Here is a 15702-nt window from a genome sequence, read left to right as displayed (position 1 = left end):
CACACGAACCACACCGGCACACGAACCACACCGGCACAGACCGCTCGCAATGTTTCGGCGACGCTGATCAGGAAACCCGCCAGCGATATGCTCGGGGCGCACACCGCCGAACGATCCGTCGGCCCGATCCACGAGTTCATCGACAGCCCACCCGACGCCCCATTGACGGCGATCGCTCGTGGAAAGAGTCTGCCGCTCACGCTCGCCACCCTCGACCCCACGGACGCCGAGCGACTGGCAGTGGCAACACGGCAACTGTTGGCCAAGCCCTTTGCTCAGTCCTGACTACACGCCAGCTCGGGCACCGACTGAACACGTCGAACGCGAGGCCGACGGCGAAAAGCCTACTGGACGAACGTAGTTGGAACCCGTGCTCACCACGACAGTCCGGGATCGCCACCACACGATCCGAGCCCGTGTCGCTACTGTCGCCTGGCGATCCGAACCCGGCGCGCGCGGGCGTAATCTTTCAATATGCGGATCGGCGAACTGTCCAAGCGCACGGGCGTGAGCCCGCGCTCACTGCGGTACTACGAAGAGCAGGGCCTGCTCGCCAGCTCACGCTCCGACACCGGGCAGCGTCACTATTCCGACGCCCAGGTCCAGCGCGTATCGCTCATCCGACAACTGTTCGACGCGGGCATGTCCAGCCGGGTGATCGCCACGGTGCTGCCGTGTGTGGATATCCCGGATGACCTCGATGTCGCCGAGGAGACGTTCACGGCGATGACGCGCGAGCGCGACCGAATCGATGCCGATATCGCGCACCTGATCGAGACCAGGGCTGCGCTCGACGTGCTGATCGGGGCCAACAGTCGGCATCGGGCGGAGCTGTCCATGGACCAGGTGGCGCGGTCGGCCTGATGCTGTGACCTGCACCTCAGTAGGTTGCCCCTGACACCGATGTGAGGGGTGAGGATGGCTACAGAGCCCGGAACCACCGGGATCGGTCATCCGAGAGGCGGCAGAAGATGGGTCAGGCGTGGGGTTTCGGCAGGTATGGCGGACCCGAGGTGCAGGAGTTCTTCGATCGTTCCGATCCGACCCCCGGACGCGGTGAAGTGCTGATTCGGGTCGAGGTCGCGGGCGTGAATCCCCTCGACCACATGCTGCGTTCGGGTCTGGTCCCCGGACTCGACGGCGGGCGGCCGTTTCCTCGTGTGCTGGGCATGGAGGCGGCCGGAACCGTTCTCGCCCTGGGCGAGGACGTCGACGGCCTCGAGGTCGGTGACGCGGTCTTCGGCTTCGCCTTCACCGGTGGCGGCACTTACGCCGAGACGACGGTGCTGTCCGCACCGAACACCGCGCGTATCCCGGTGGGCCTGTCCGCGACCGTGGCGGCAACACTGCCGGTGGCCGGGACGACCGCGGTGGATGCGCTCGACCAGCTCGACCTTCCTGCTGGTGCCACGGTCCTGGTGAACGGGGTCGGTGGCGGGGTCGGCCTCGCCGTGGCCCGATTGGCCATCGGACGCGAGCTGCGGGTGATCGGCACCGGGAGCACCGCCAAACGCGAGCACGCCGAGGCCATCGGGGTGCGGTTCATCGACTACGCCGCCGAGGATGTCGTCGCCGCGGCACGCGAGCTGGTTCCGGACGGCTTCGACGGGATCGTCGACCTGGTCGGCGGCGCCTCACTACGGACGGTCGCTGCGCTGGTCCGGGATCCTCGGAACGTCATCGCCGTCGGTGACATGTCGGTGCCCGATCTGGGTGGACGTGTCGTCGAGCGTCGCCTCGACCGCGAGAACCTGGAGCGGGCCGCCCAACTGGCCCTCGACGGAGTCCTCACGCCCGTCATCACCGCGGTCCACCCGCTCTCCGACGCCCCTACCGCCCTCGCCACCGTCGAGGACGGTCACAGCTCGGGCAAGGTCGTCATCAAGGTGACATGAGAAGTGCCCGGCCGACCGACGCCGATCTGCGGGCGCCCGCAGATCGGGTAACAGTGGTGCCGCCCAACTGATCTCGGGACCTCACCGAGCCCTGTGGAGGAACTGGCGCAGCGTCCGAACAGTGATTCAGGCGGCCAGTGCTCGGGTAACAGTGGTGCCGCCCAACTGATCTCGGAACCTTACCGAAGCCCTGTGGAGGAACTGGCGCAGCGTCCGAACAGTGATTCAGGCGGCCAGTGCGTCGAAGTCGCCCACCTCGAAGTCGCCCACCTCGACGGCGGACACGTCGGCGTCCGTGACTCCAAGACCGGTCCCGCGCTCGTGTTCACCGCCGGCGAGTGGGACGCCTTCCTCGGCGGATCATGCGGCGGCGAACTCAACCGCCCATAGTTGCCCGAAACCTGAGTTGCCCGAAACCTGCTGTGTGCGAGAGGGCGCTGCGTTGGTCCGCTGCGTGTTCTCAGTGGGAGTGGTATCCACCGGGGAGTCTTATCCCGTGTCGGCTCGCCAGTCCTGCGCCCACTGTGCGAGCGGTGTGAGTCGCTCGACGAGCGTATGACCGGCGGGAGCCAATCGGTAACCCTTCTCGTGTTCGATGAGGCGGGCTTCGGTGAGTTCGGACAGCCGACGGGTCAGCACGCTAGAGGAGATGTCGCCGCACGCGGTGCGTAGTTCGCGGAAAGTGAGCGGGTCGGGGGCGCGGTCCAGTTCCCAGAGCACTCGCAGCACCCAGCGTCGTCCGAGTAGATCGAACAGGGCCATGATCGGGCGCCCGGTGGTCGACCCGCGCACCGGGCGTGGGGTTTCGGCGGCCATGATCACGCCGCCGGTGGCGGAGGTGAATCCTCCAGCCGCCGTGTCATTTCCGCGATGGCCGCACGCAAGGCCCGATACGGCCGGAGGAACAGTGTCACGTGGGTAAGACTGCCGGTCTCGGCGAGTTCTTCCCGCAGCACCCCTTGCAGTTCCTGGTCGCCGAATCGTGCGGTAAAGGCGAACATTCTCTGCTGCCCATCGCTCCACTGTCGGGTCTGGTGCACCGAGTCGAGCACCGTGGCGATGGTGGCCAGCAGGTGTGCCGCGCGGGCCCGGCCGTGGTAGTCGGCGACCGGACTCGAAAAGGTCGCGTCCTCGGCGAGCAGGTCGGGCAGTTGTGCGGCGTCTTTCGATTGCCACGCCCGCAGGATCAGGCTGTCGGTCATGCCTCTATTTTAGAGGCATGCGGAGGTCGCCGCCAGCCCCGTCGCACGGGCGTGGAGGTTCACCATGCTGGCCATCGAGTCGGGTTCGTGAGTACCTTCACGAGCATGGACAACGAGGGACCAAGCCGGACCGCGCTCGTGACCGCCTACGCCCGTGCCTATCATCAAATCGCCGACCAGCCGAGGATTCTCACCGATCCGCTGGCGGCGCGCCTGCTGGGTGTCACCGCGGACGAGCTGACCGAATTCGGCCTACCCGACCAGGATCACGCGGGCAGCGGCGACTCGGAAATCCTGCGGCTGGGTGTCGGCGATCGACCGCGCCGCCTGTTTTTCGCCGCCCGTGCCCGCTTCGCCGAGGACCGGGTGGCCGAAGCCGTCGCCGCGGGCTTGCGACAGGTCGTCATCCTCGGTGCCGGTCTGGACACCTTCGCCTACCGCGACCCGCATCCGCGGCTGCGGGTCTTCGAGGTCGACCATCCGGCTACCCAGGCGTGGAAACGTCAGCGCCTCAACGCATCCGGAATCGACCAGCCCGAGCGATTGACTTTCGTTCCGGTGGACTTCGAAACCGACACACTGGCAACACAATTGGCGATCGCAGGCTTCAACCGGGCCGAGTCGGCCGTATTCGTGTGGCTGGGTGTCGTCTTCTATCTGACCCAGGACGCCGTCCGCGCCACCCTGGAATACATTGCCCGCCAATCCGAGTCGGCCGAGGTGATCTTCGACTACCTGCGGGCGGCGGACACCGACGAGGATCGTGCGCGGCTACAGGCGCGTGCGAATCGGGCGACAGCGGTCGGCGAACCCTGGTTCAGCTACTTCACCCCCGATGACATCGCCGCACGGCTGCGCGCGCTCGGCTTCACCGACATCGAAGACCACGCCGCTGCCGACGTCATCACCGGGTACCTCGATGGCTCGACCGAGTTCGCAGGCGAACCACCACAGGCATTGCGCCCCGTCCGCATACTGCGGGCGAGCCGCTGAGGACATCGCACTCACGCACCGCCTCGGCAGCCCGCACTGCCGCAAGACGCGCTGGTCCCGTATGGCGCTCACCGCCATAGGCAAGGTGATCCCGCACGCAGAGCGCAACCGCCGGTGAAGATCTCGCCCATTTCAGTTTCCGCGCCCGCTGACCTGACACTTCGGCGAATTCCACCGCGTCGAGCAGGAGGAAAGCCCCTGAGCTGGCTATCCTTCCGTCACATGTATTCGCTCACCCGTCGCCGGGGTCGCGTCCGGCCGCGTGCGCAAGCACCGACGAAGCAGGTTGCGGCGCAACGGTTTCCGCACCGAGATCCGGAGTCGGCTGGTCCGGCTCGGCGCAGCCGGGCACGGTGTCGTCCGGTGCCCACGGCACCTCGTCGGTGGGGATCCAGTGTTTGCGGTGCCGCCGTTTGGCTTCGAGGTAGTCGCGGGCGCGATCGCTGAGGGCGCGGGTGCTCAGGGGGACCACGGTGACCGTCAGTCCCGCCTGCTCGAGCGCCTGGACTTTGGCGGGGTTGTTGGTGAGCAGCTGGACGGATCGAAGTCCCAGCTCGACCAGGCTGCGGGCGGACGCGGAGTACGTGCGGGCGTCGACCGGGTAGCCGAGGGCCTCGTAGCTGGTGAAGGTGTCGGTGCCCGACAGTTCGCTCTCGCGGTAGCCGCGTGCTTTCGCGATCAATCCGGCGCCGCGACCCTCCTGTTCGAGATAGATCAGCACCCCGGCGCCAGCACGCTGGATGAGGTCGAGCGATTTCTCCAGTTCCGGACCACAGTCACAGTCGTCGGAGCCGAGCGCCTCGCCGTACAGGCATCGGGAATGAACCCGCACCAGGCACCCGTCGGTGACCGCGCCGAAGACGAGCAAATGCCCTCGCTCACCGTCGGAGTTCAACTCCCGCACGCGAACTCGCAGATCATGTCCCTTGCGGCCGAACCGATGATCGGTGTCGACGAGGTCGGACACAACTGTGGTCAATGCTCCTCCGTGGCGAGTGTGGCGATCCGGTCTATCTCAGTGGCCAGCGGCATCGCACCGGGAACATTCCCGATTGATTGCGTCGCCACCATCGCGGCAGTCGCCCACAGGTAATCCTGCTGGTCTGCTGGGCGGCGCGTCGAGAGGAGACGATATACCAGCGCCGCCGAAAATGCCGCGTGGGCACCGAGTGAATCACGCAGTGCGGTGGGGAAGGGATCCAGTGTCGCCTCGACCCGATCCGACCACACGGTGCAGGTGAAATCCTGGATCGCGCACACCGAGGGGACGCCGAGCGCGCGCAGCATCCCGGCGGCCTTGGCGCCGGACTCGATGACGGTCGAGGTCGCGGTGCCCCCGCCGTGCCCGCTGGGGGTCAGCGCGGCGTCGGGGACGACACCGGCGGCCATTGCCACGGCTTCGAGTTCCCGTACCGAACCCACGAGATAGTCTGCGGCGCTGAGGTATTGATACAGCTGTTGGGGACGTGACACCGAAGGCGCCGGATGGATCACCAGCAGCGGCGGCGAGTCGTGATGACGCAACCAGCCGAGGATGTGTTCGAGCACCGCGAGCGGCTGCTCGAAGGTGAGCAGCACAGCGTCGGAGGAGGTGAGCGCGGCCTTGATATGGGGACTGCGCAGATCCTGGGCGCTCAGGCGCACCCTGTCGTCCTTGCAGCCGATGGTGCTCGATTCGCCGGTGCCCGCGATCGTCACCGAGGTGACCGGGGTCGGCGCGAAGGGCACGACCTTCACGAACTCGGTGTCGACCCCTTCCGAGCGCAGGTAGTCGAGGATGCGCCTGCCCGCGTCGTCGTCGCCGACCGCGCAGATCAGCCGTACCCGCAGCCCGAGCCTGGCCGCGGCGACCGCACGGGCCAGTCCCTTACCACCGGGGTGATCGTCGAACGTGCCGCGCGCGGTGCCGCCGGGTCCGGGAATGCGGTCGACCAGGTACATGTGGTCGATGACGGCGTCGCCGACGACGGTGATCGTTGCCGGTTGGGGTTGTGGCGAATCCTCGTGCGCGACAATCGGTTGCGTCGGTAGCACCGAGTAGGTGGAGGCACCGTCGAATACCGACCCGGTGGCGAGGCGTTCGGCGAGTGCGGTGAACGCGCGACGCTCGGGATTGGCGCGCAGCGACCGCACGCTGGGGGCGGGTGGAATGTTCTGCACGCCAAGGGTTTCGTGCAGCCTGCGCCATTGCGTGCTGAGGTATTCGCGGCGCTCGCCGAGGTCGCTGGCATAGAGGTGATCGAGATCTATTCCCGCGGGCGCGGTTTCGCGCAGCAGACCGAGGCACAGTTCGGCGTCGGCGATCAGGCGATCGGTAGGCTCCAACTGGCGGGTGAGGTCGCGGACCAGGGCGATCACGGCCTCGACGCGGCCGATGCCTGCCCGGTGCGCGTACTGGCGCACGGCCAGCAGGTCTAGCAGAGGGGAGACGTCGATCTCGGTATTGTGCAGCCGGTCGGGACTCAGGCCCGAACGCTTGCTCAAGCGCGTGAGGATGTTCCGCACGGCGAGCACTCCCGCGTCTTGCGCCACCATGACGTGTCATCCCCTCGAACTCGGTCGTTTTGTCTCATTCAAGCCCATGGGCCGGGTTTAGCCTAACGCCAATCGGGCAATTACCTAGGCATGACGGCATTTGACCGCAGCAGGCGGCAAAAGCCAGACTGGGGTTGGCGAACCCCGCCACACCACGGACTGGGAGGGCCTGGTGATGACAATGACTACCCTCAGACGGCAACTCCGACGGCGCAGGACACGGCGCGCACTCGGACCGGATACCGACCTCGAACCGAGGTCGTCGGCCGCATAGCCGCCGCCGTGCGCACCCCGCTACCGGCCGACCACCGTTCTCGGCGACAGCCCACGCGCCGAGCGAGCACGGCGGAAGACCAGTGAATCCACCGAAGCGGTGACTCGCGCGGGGCCGCACCTCGGCTCGACCGCCGACATGGTTGCGCCACAACACCATTCACCACCTGGCGCCCCCGCCGCATCCGCCGACGAGCGCGGGTCGCTCCTCGACCCAGCGCCCCGAGTTCTACCCGCGGCACACGCACCCCGTGCCGCATCCGCGGACCCCACCAGGTCCGCGCGAATCTGGAGGCAGCGATGACTGTTTACACGACCGAATGGACGATGACCAGCGATATCACCCCCGAAACGGCCTACCGTGACCTCGAAGGGGCCGCCCCTGACACGTGGCGGCTGAGCTGGCTGTCCGACCGCCGCCTGACCAGGGCACAGGCGCTGGCCGGTATGGAACTCGACGAACTGTTCAGCGACCCCGACGGTGTGCACGACCGGATGGTCCAGGCCCAGCTCGATATCCGTGCCGACCAACTGGGCATGCTGCGCGATCAGGCACTGATCCGGTTGGCCAAGAGCATGGCCGAAAGGCTGAGCTCAGATCTTCCCGACGGCCCGACGCCGCCCGGTCCGAACCCGTGTGGGCCGCGCAGCCCACACACCGGCCACAGCAAGCACCACGTCATCGACCTGCCGCTAGAGCCGCCGCGAGCGACCCGAGTGGCTTTATCGGACTCGTAGGCGTTCGTGCGGTAATCGCGGAAAGCCTGTGAACATGGCGTGGGCCGCCCTTGGCAGCCGACGCCGTGCGCGAGTGCTGGCGTCGCGACTGCCGGGCCTATCGTGTCCGGGCTCGGTCAGCGACAGGACGGCGACCGCGACGGGGCGACGTTCGTGGTTGAGGGTGTGGACAGGGGTCTGGAAGCACCGGGCGTGGCACACGGTGGCTGAATCCTCGTGGACCTGGATTCCGAGGTTCGAGTTGATCAACCGAGTTCGGCCAGCGCGATTCCTGTCGCGCCGGGACCGAGATCAGCGAGCAGACGCTTTTCGCTCGTCGCGGAATCTACGGCGTACACGCCCCCGTGCAAGTCGGTGACGTAGTAGGTTCGCTGGTCCACGGTGGTGAGCCCGATGGTTTCACGGAATCCGGTGGCGAGGATTTCCGGTGTCGTGGAGCCGGGATGGATGCGACCGCGATTGAGTGTGTTTCCCTCGGGTTCCGCGCCGCGATCGGTCCAGGTCAGTGTGGATGCGTCGGGTGCCAACTCCAGGTCGATCGGTTCGGGCAGGTCTGCCCACAGGATTTCGATGTCCTTGCGGTCGGTGGCGGACTGGCCGACCGGAATGTCGAGTCCTGCGCGAAGGATCCTGCCCCGACCTGCCTTCGGCGCACCCTTCTGTGTCCAATACAGCTGCCGCGCAACCGGATCGACCGCGATCCCGACGCAGTGGTTCTCGATCACCTGCGCGGCGCAGTCGCCCGTCGCGGTGACGACCAGCGGTTCCAGTCGGGACCCGTCGAGGTCGGCCCGCAGTACCCGCATACCTTCCCTGTCGCACCAGTACAGACTTCCCGTGGCGAAATCGGCGGTGAGCTGTTTACCGGTGGTGAACGCGCCCGAGGGCAGAATGGTGCGGCGTCCGGTGCCGTCCAGATCGACGCGTTCCAGGGACCCGTTGCGGGTGTAGTACCCGTCGCCACCGGGACGGTCGGGCACACCCATATTCGTCCAGTAGAGGTGACCGCGCGCCTGGTCGACGGCGATGCCGTCGGGCACCTGGTCGGTGCCGTCGAGGAATACGCGGATATCCGCGCCGTCGGTGGACATGGCGATGATCTGTTTGCGTCCAGGATGCAGGACGAGCAACTGTGTTTCGGCCATCTGTCGAACCTCCTAGGCAGGTGCGTTCTCGGCGCGCACAGCGAGGATCTCGCGCGTGAGGTCGTCGCGCCGCTGTGCGCGCGATCGGTATTGTGCTGCGCCGGTGCCGTATTCCTGTTCGACCGCCGAGATCACGGCTTCCATCCGCTCGGGATCCGGTACGCCCGGCGCGAAATTCATCTGCGCCCCGACATGGGTGGCGAGATGACGGATCCCGGCCGGACCGCCGCCGAGATGGCCGCCCTCGAACGGTCCGACCGTCGCCCAGCGCAGGCCGAGCGAATTCTTCACCACCGTGTCGAGCCCCTCCGGGTCGATGATGCCCTGTTGCACCAGGTAGTAGGCCTCGTTGTTGAGTGCCTTCTGCAAGCGGTTGCCGACGAAGCCACGGATCTCGGCGCGCAACCGCACCGGCGTGCGGTCCAGCGACTCGTACACCGCGAAGGCGGCATCGAGCGTGGCCTCGGCGGTGTCGCGGCCGGGAACCAGCTCGACCAGCGGCATCAGGGCGGGCGGATTGAACGGGTGACCCACCAGGATCCTGGCGGCGGCGGGGTTGTCCTCGGCGATATCGCTGGGCAGCAGCGACGACGAAGAGGAGGCGAGAATCGCGGTGGCCGGTGCCGCCGCCGCGAGCGTCGCGAACATCTCGCGCTTGAATTCCACTCGCTCCGGACCGTTTTCCTGGACGAAGTCCGCGTCGGCGACGGCGTCGGCGGGATCGGCGGTGAGCAGGACGGTGCGCTCGCCGAGCGCCTCGCGAGCGACCTCGGCGAGGTCGGGGCGCGGATCGCAGATGGTCACGTGCCAACCGTGATCGTGGAACAGCTGCGCCCACGACAGTCCGATTACTCCGGCACCGATGATCGCAACGGTAGACATCGACATTCCTCCTTGGATCTTCGAACGACCGCCGTCAGGCTGCCGTGGCTTCGGGTGTGGACAGTGCGCTCGGCGCGGTGACGGCCCGGCGCTGCGCGGCGGCGATCCCCCCGAAGGACTGGGTGATCGCGGTCAGCCGCGCGGCGAGGTGACTGACGTCCGATTCGTAGGTCATGCCGATGCCGCCGTGCAGCTGGATGATCTCCTCCGCGGCGCCACGCGCGACCCCCGCCACGAAAACGAAGGCGTCGTCGGCGATCGCGCTCAGGTCGACCTGAGCGCCGCCGTCGAATTCCGCCACCTTCGCGGTCGCCCACAGTGCGGTCGAGCGCGCCAGTTCGATCTCGGCGTACAGATCCGCGGCGCGATGCACCAGGGCCTGGAACATCGACAGCGTGACGCCGAACTGCTTGCGGGAGCGCAGATATTCGACCACCTGCGCCAACCCCGACTCCATCACTCCGACCGCTTCGGCGGCGATGGCGATGCGCGCCTTGGCGATCGATACCGCGAAGGCCTGCCGCGCCTCGGCGCCGGTCGCGAGCAATGTCGCGGGGGCGTCGGTGAAGGTGAGCTGCGAGGCGTGGGTCCAATCGGTGGTACGACCGTCGACGCGCGCGATACCCGCGGCGGCGGCGTCGACGGCGTAGAGCGCGAACTCGCCGTGTTCGTCGACGGCGGTCACGAGGTAGTGCTGTGCGTGATCCGCGTGGGCCACCGGTGATTTCACGCCGGACACCGCCGCCGATTCGCCCTGTGTGCTGGCGGTAGTGGTGGGCGCGAGATCCCAGTCGCGGCCGGGCTCCGCATGGGCGAGGGCGAAGGTGTGCTCCCCTTCGGCGAGTGCGCTCGGTGAAAGCCGAGCCCCGCCGAGGGCGCAGAGCAGCCATGCGGGCAGGAATACGCCGTCGAGCAGCGGTTCGGCCGCCGCTTTGCGGCCGAGCTGCTCGAGCACCACGTACACTTCGGCCGCACCGGCGCCGACCCCACCGTCGGCTTCAGCGATGGTCAATCCGGTGACGCCGAGCTCTGCCAGTGCTTGGAAAGTCTGTGCGCTCCAGCCGAGTTCGGATTCGACGGCCTCGGCCCGGAATCCGGGAACGTAGTGGTGGGCGAGCACGGATTCGACGCTCTGCGCGAGCAGTCGCTGTTCGTTGTTCGGTTCGAGATTCATGGTTGTTATTCCTTACCTGTGCTTCACAGTCCCAAGATGGTTTTCGCGATGACGCCGCGCTGAATCTCGTTGGAACCACCGAAGATCGACAGTTTGCGCATATTCAGGTACTGCTCGGCGGCGACGGTGGCGGCGAGATCGGCGCTCAGTTCGGCGCCCGCGCCGTTGACCCCGCCCGCCAAGATCGCATCCGACCCGTAGGACGCCAGACGCAGTGCCGACAGCTCCTGTAGCAGGCGAGTACCTTCCAGCTTCAGGAGCGAGGAGACGGGGCTCGCCTTGCCATTCTCGGAGGCACCGGTGACGCGCAGTTGCGTCGCGTCCAGCGCGAGTAGCCGCAGTTTCACCGCGTGCATTCGCGCACGGAACGCACTGTCCTGCGACAGGGATCCGTCGGGCAGGGCGATCTTCTCCGCGCGTGCGACCAGGTCGGCGAATACGCGCTGGCTGGTACCCACCTGGGCGATGCTGTTGCGCTCGTTGCCGAGCAGGTACTTGGCGTAGTTCCAGCCCTCGTTCTCCGCGCCGATCAGGTTCTGCACCGGTACCCGGACGTTGTCGAAGAAGAATTCGTTGACTTCCGACCCGCCGTCGATCAGTTTGATCGGCCGACGCTCGATGCCAGGGGTCTTCATATCGAGCACGAGGAAGGAGATTCCGCGTTGTTTGCGCTCGGCGGCCGGATCGGTGCGTGCGAGCAGGAACATCCACTCGCCGAACTGGCCGAGGGTGGTCCAGGTCTTCTGACCATTGACCACATAGTGGTCGCCGTCGCGGATCGCGGTCGTCTTCAGTCCCGCGAGGTCGGATCCGGCTTCCGGCTCCGAAAAACCTTGTGACCACCAAATATCCAGGTTCGCCGTGGCTGGCAGGAATTTCTGCTTCTGCTCCTCGGTGCCGAATTCCGCGATGATCGGCCCGACCATGCTCACATTGAATGCCAGTGGCTGCGGCACCGAAGCCCGCTGCAACTCGGCGGCATAGATGTGCGATTGCGTGGGCGTCCATTCGCGTCCGCCCCAGCGCACCGGCCAGTGCGGTACCGCGAGCCCGTGCGCGTTGAGGGTGCGTTGGGTGGTGACGATATCGTCCTTGGTGGTCTCGCCGAGCGAATAGCGTTCGCGGATACCCGCATCGATGTCTTCGTAGAAGACTTTGCGCAACTCGTCGCGGAACGCCAGGTCGGCGTCGTCGTATTCGAGGTTCATGTTTTTCTCCTGGCTGTACATCTGGGTGGGGGAGTCAGACTCCGGCCTCGACGGGGCTACGGGTGAGCACTTCCGCCGTGCTCTGGCCCGGAGTTTCCGCGTGGCGCCGATAGGTCACGGGGGTCTGGGAGAAGTGCACGGGGTTCGCGACGACGCGGATGGTGCCTTCGGTGGGATGCTCCGATTCGGTGATCAGGTTCATTTCGCGGACGTAGTCCGAATCCGGAAGGTCCGCGATATCGACGACAACGCCGTAGGGCATGTCGTTGGCGAGCAGATACTGCTCCCATTCGGCAGCCGACCGGGTGTCGGAGTGTGCGAGGACTTTCTCGATGCCCTTGTAGAAAACGGTGCGGTCCATGACTTCCTCGTCCCACACCGGATTCGCGGCGTCCTCGTCCAATCCGCAGCCGATCAGTAGTGCCCGGATGTCTCGGTAGGTGTAGGGGACGGCGGCGATCGCTTTGCCGTCGCTGGTGCGTATGGCGGCGTGTGTATCCGAGAGGCTCAGCGGGTTGCCGACATCGCCCGCGGCGGGGACGAAGACATCACCCGACAGGTGCTCGACCATGTTCACCGCGATCATGGTGTCGGCCATGGCGATCGAAACCTCCTGTCCCATACCGGTCCGCTCACGATGGAACAGCGCGGCGAGCAGGCCATTGACCAGATACAGCGCCGCGGTCTTGTCGGCGATGAAGGTCGGCATGAACTGCAGTGAGCCGCTGGCCCTGCGCTGCATGTCGACCAGTCCGGTCACCGCCTGGATCACCTCGTCGTAGGCGGGTCTCGCGCTCTGGCTGGAGGATCGGTGGAAGCCCTGCGCGTGGGCGTAGATGAGGTGCGGGAATTGTTCCCGAATGTGCTCGTAGTCCAGGCCGAGCCGCTCGAGCGCGCCCGATCGCATGTTGGTCACGAGCACGTCGGCATCGGCGAGCAAGCGCAGGACGGCGGCTTTGCCCTCGGCGTCCTTCAGGTTCAGCGCGACACTGCGCTTGTTGCGGTTGACCTGCATGTACAGCGGTCCCATGCCGGGGTGGACGCCGACGCCCGCGGGAGAGAATCGCGCGGTGTCGTAGGGCGGTTCGACGCGGATGACGTCCGCACCGAAGTCACCGAGGATTTGCGTGGCATACGGGCCCATGACGACGGTCGAGATGTCCACAACCTTGATTCCGTCGAGCGGCCCCGCGGCCTGGCCTTCCGAGGTTTCGAACTGCATGATGCCCTTTCGCCGATGTTCGTTCTGAACTCCACGGTAGGTAGTTAGGTCAGCTAACGGAATGACCGTTTGTCTCGCGGTGGCATGACCAAACCGATAACACCGGAAGGTAGGTTGGGGGCGTGGAGATCAGACATCTGCGCTACTTCCTGGCCGTAGCTCGCGAGCTCAACTTCACCAGGGCCGCGCAGACACTGCACATGTCGGTGCCGCCACTGAGTCAGCGCATCAAGGCCATGGAAGCCGAGCTCGGCACACCGTTGTTCGACCGGTCCACCCACCACACCACACTGACCTCCGCGGGCGAGGCCCTGTTGCCGATCGCGACGACCGTGGTCACGGAGTTCGACGCGATCCCCCATGTCATCCGCTCCCGCGACCGCCGTGAGACGGTCCGACTCGCGATTCCCGACGTGCTCAACCCGGCTCATCGAAAAGATCTGTCGCACAACATGTCCGCCGTCGCCGACCGATACGACTTCCAGATCCGGCAGATTCCCTCGCTGGACATGGAAGCGGAATTGCTGAATCGATCAGTTGATCTCGCGGTCTCGCACGTGGATTCGGTGCACCCTGAGGTGTCGGTCACCGTGCTCGACCGTGAGCCGATGGGGGTGCTGGTGGACGCGCGCGTATTTTCGGCCGGGACGCAGCTGCGCGCGGCGGATCTGCGCGGCATGCGCTACGCCCGCGGCCCTGAGCATTGGGACCTCGGCACCGACGCCAACGTCCGTCGACTGGCCGACTACGGTGTCGACGTGAGCGCCGGTCTTCGCTTCTCGGACATATCCGGAATGCTGATGCTGCTACGGACGAACCGGTGCTTCGTGTTGAGTCCGCTCGGCGCCGAAGCCGTGCGGCAACTGGACCCCACCGAGATATCGGCGCTGCCCCTCACCGATTTGGAGCTGGCCCTGACGACGTATCTCCTGCGCAAGAAGGCCGATCGCTGGCTCGAACCGGTGGCACAGAACCTCACCGACGCACGCGAGGACTGAGCTCGCACAGGCTCCGTCGCCGAACCCGCGGGCAATCGGCCCGTGGTGTTTGTCGTCAGGCCGGCGCGGTGTCGTGTTCGGCGCCGATGGCGTCGCCGAGGCTGCGGTAGCCGTCGGCGCGCAGGCGGCGGGCGATCCCGTGATGGATGCCGCGCATCCAAAACGGGCCGCCGTAGATGAACCCGGTATAACCCTGGAGCAGCGTGGCGCCCGCGAGAATGCGCGCATAAGCCTGGTCGGCGGTTTCGATGCCACCGACCGAGACGAGCACCAGCCGATCGCCGACCCGGCGATACAACCGCCGCAGCACCTCGAGCGACCGCTCGGCCACCGGTGGCCCGGACAAACCCCCCGCTCCCATCGCGGCGACCTCGTCGGCCGGGGTGCGCAGTCCGTCGCGCCGCACGGTGGTGTTGGTGGCGACGATTCCCGCCAACCCCAACTCGACCGCCAGATCGGCGACGGCGTCGACGTCCTCGTCGGAAAGATCGGGGGCGATCTTCACCAATACCGGCACCCGCACGCTGTCGAGCACCGCCCGCAACAACGGCCGCAGCGATTCCACCGCCTGGAGATCGCGCAGACCCGGTGTATTCGGCGAACTGACATTGACGACGACGAAATCCGACAGCGGCCCCAACAACGACGCGCTGGTCGCGTAATCGGCGGCGGCGTCGGCGGGTTCGACGACCTTCGTTTTCCCGATGTTCGCCCCGATCGGGACGCCACCGCGCCGACCGTGCAGACGCTGCGCCGCCGCGGCCGCACCAGCATTGTTGAACCCCATGCGGTTCACCAATGCGCGATCGGCCGACAATCGAAACAACCTCGGCGCGGGATTGCCCGGCTGCGCGTGCGCGGTGACGGTGCCGATCTCGGCGAAACCGAACCCGAGCGGCGCCCACGAGTCCACCCCGTCGGCATTCTTGTCGAATCCGGCGGCCAGACCGAGCGGGCCGGGAAAATCCACCCCGAACGCGGTATTGCGCAGGATCGGATCGTCGACGACCAAGAGCCGCGATAGCAGCGTGCGCGTCGGTGGGAACAGCGTCGCCCAGCGCATCGCGAGAAAGGCGAGATGATGGATGCGTTCGGGCGGGAGCAGGAACATCAACCGGAGCAGGAGCGCGTACATCCGATCACACACCGGGTTCAGGCTGGGGTAGTGCGGTCTTCCGACGTCGCAGCAACACCCTTCGGCTGCCATCGGTGTAGGCGCGCACGCGCGACAGCTCCCATCCGCCGAACTCGGCCTGGATCGTCAGGCGCATCGAAGCGCTGACCCTCGTCATATCCGGCGGCAATCGCAACGGGACGTATTCGTAGTCGTCGCCGGTGGTTTCCCAGCCCTCGGGAAGGGACCGGCGCGACGAGGAACCCACGATTCGCCGCCGCCGACTCGGCGAAGACGCCGGATCGTCGGCCGGGCTCGGTGCA

At 66.6% G+C, this 15702-nt stretch carries 17 protein-coding genes and 1 pseudogene; 7 read left to right on the top strand and 11 right to left on the bottom strand.

From position 1 onward, the window contains the following. Nucleotides 1–87 precede the first annotated feature (87 nt). From ABEA50_RS11075 to ABEA50_RS11060, 4 genes are all read left to right on the top strand, one after another. Nucleotides 88–285 carry a hypothetical protein gene (locus ABEA50_RS11075; protein ID WP_345495177.1) on the top strand — a complete coding sequence of 66 codons (198 nt, stop codon included), beginning with the start codon at nt 88–90 and terminating at the stop codon, nt 283–285. 189 nt (nt 286–474) lie between these two features. Then, nucleotides 475–864 carry a MerR family transcriptional regulator gene (locus tag ABEA50_RS11070; protein ID WP_345495176.1) on the top strand — a complete coding sequence of 130 codons (390 nt, stop codon included), beginning with the start codon at nt 475–477 and terminating at the stop codon, nt 862–864. Between the two features lie 107 nt (nt 865–971). After that, entirely contained in the window at nt 972–1895 is a 924-nt protein-coding gene (locus tag ABEA50_RS11065) for an NADP-dependent oxidoreductase (protein ID WP_345495175.1), read from the top strand. Between the two features lie 192 nt (nt 1896–2087). Then, complete coding sequence (locus ABEA50_RS11060; protein ID WP_345495174.1) at nt 2088–2285, top strand: DUF397 domain-containing protein; 198 nt, start codon at nt 2088–2090, stop codon at nt 2283–2285. A 99-nt stretch (nt 2286–2384) separates the two neighbouring features. Here ABEA50_RS11060 and ABEA50_RS11055 read toward each other — a convergent pair whose 3' ends face one another. After that, nucleotides 2385–2711, bottom strand: coding sequence for a winged helix-turn-helix transcriptional regulator (locus tag ABEA50_RS11055; protein WP_345495173.1), 327 nt, complete (start codon nt 2709–2711; stop codon nt 2385–2387). A 2-nt stretch (nt 2712–2713) separates the two neighbouring features. Further along, entirely contained in the window at nt 2714–3097 is a 384-nt protein-coding gene (locus ABEA50_RS11050; RefSeq protein ID WP_345495172.1) for a nuclear transport factor 2 family protein, read from the bottom strand. 105 nt (nt 3098–3202) lie between these two features. Here ABEA50_RS11050 and ABEA50_RS11045 point away from each other — a divergent pair, with 105 nt between their 5' ends. Further along, nucleotides 3203–4090 (top strand): class I SAM-dependent methyltransferase, encoded by an 888-nt coding sequence (locus ABEA50_RS11045; RefSeq protein ID WP_345496522.1) that lies wholly within the window; start codon nt 3203–3205, stop codon nt 4088–4090. A gap of 232 nt (nt 4091–4322) precedes the next feature. On the opposite strand, the gene ABEA50_RS11040 is transcribed toward ABEA50_RS11045, so the two are convergent. Next, nucleotides 4323–5069, bottom strand: a complete 747-nt coding sequence (locus tag ABEA50_RS11040; RefSeq protein WP_345495171.1) for a GTP cyclohydrolase II — start codon at nt 5067–5069, stop codon at nt 4323–4325. After that, nucleotides 5066–6625, bottom strand: coding sequence for a PfkB family carbohydrate kinase (locus ABEA50_RS11035; RefSeq protein ID WP_345495170.1), 1560 nt, complete (start codon nt 6623–6625; stop codon nt 5066–5068). The genes ABEA50_RS11040 and ABEA50_RS11035 overlap by 4 nt, the downstream gene beginning before the upstream one ends. Nucleotides 6626–7198: 573 nt before the next feature. Here ABEA50_RS11035 and ABEA50_RS11030 point away from each other — a divergent pair. Continuing rightward, the gene (locus ABEA50_RS11030; protein ID WP_345495169.1) at nt 7199–7636 is read left to right on the top strand and encodes a hypothetical protein; all 438 of its coding nucleotides are present in this window, start codon (nt 7199–7201) and stop codon (nt 7634–7636) included. Between the two features lie 245 nt (nt 7637–7881). Here ABEA50_RS11030 and ABEA50_RS11025 read toward each other — a convergent pair whose 3' ends face one another. From ABEA50_RS11025 to ABEA50_RS11005, 5 genes and pseudogenes are all read right to left on the bottom strand, one after another. After that, nucleotides 7882–8781, bottom strand: a complete 900-nt coding sequence (locus ABEA50_RS11025; protein WP_345495168.1) for a hypothetical protein — start codon at nt 8779–8781, stop codon at nt 7882–7884. A 12-nt stretch (nt 8782–8793) separates the two neighbouring features. Continuing rightward, a pseudogene (locus ABEA50_RS11020) lies at nt 8794–9687 on the bottom strand (3-hydroxyacyl-CoA dehydrogenase NAD-binding domain-containing protein); the annotation flags it as partial. A 10-nt stretch (nt 9688–9697) separates the two neighbouring features. Then, complete coding sequence (locus ABEA50_RS11015; RefSeq protein WP_345495167.1) at nt 9698–10837, bottom strand: acyl-CoA dehydrogenase family protein; 1140 nt, start codon at nt 10835–10837, stop codon at nt 9698–9700. 23 nt (nt 10838–10860) lie between these two features. Then, the gene (locus ABEA50_RS11010) at nt 10861–12045 is read right to left on the bottom strand and encodes an acyl-CoA dehydrogenase family protein (protein WP_345495166.1); all 1185 of its coding nucleotides are present in this window, start codon (nt 12043–12045) and stop codon (nt 10861–10863) included. 34 nt (nt 12046–12079) lie between these two features. After that, nucleotides 12080–13267, bottom strand: coding sequence for a CaiB/BaiF CoA transferase family protein (locus ABEA50_RS11005; protein ID WP_345495165.1), 1188 nt, complete (start codon nt 13265–13267; stop codon nt 12080–12082). Between the two features lie 122 nt (nt 13268–13389). Between ABEA50_RS11005 and ABEA50_RS11000 the strand changes: the two genes are divergently transcribed. Further along, a complete protein-coding gene (locus ABEA50_RS11000; RefSeq protein ID WP_345495164.1) occupies nt 13390–14265 on the top strand; it encodes a LysR family transcriptional regulator in 876 nt (291 codons plus the stop codon). A gap of 55 nt (nt 14266–14320) precedes the next feature. Here ABEA50_RS11000 and ABEA50_RS10995 read toward each other — a convergent pair whose 3' ends face one another. Next, nucleotides 14321–15400 carry a quinone-dependent dihydroorotate dehydrogenase gene (locus tag ABEA50_RS10995; RefSeq protein ID WP_345496521.1) on the bottom strand — a complete coding sequence of 360 codons (1080 nt, stop codon included), beginning with the start codon at nt 15398–15400 and terminating at the stop codon, nt 14321–14323. Nucleotides 15401–15404: 4 nt separating this feature from the next. Beyond that, on the bottom strand, nt 15405–15647 hold the full coding sequence (locus ABEA50_RS10990; protein WP_345496520.1) for a DUF5703 family protein: 243 nt from the start codon (nt 15645–15647) through the stop codon (nt 15405–15407). Between the last annotated feature and the right edge of the window lie 55 nt (nt 15648–15702).

Source organism: Nocardia callitridis (assembly GCF_039543305.1).
GTDB lineage: Bacteria > Actinomycetota > Actinomycetes > Mycobacteriales > Mycobacteriaceae > Nocardia > Nocardia callitridis.
The sequence above is the reverse complement of the archived record's forward strand: the minus strand, read 5'-3'. Positions and strand labels throughout refer to the sequence as shown.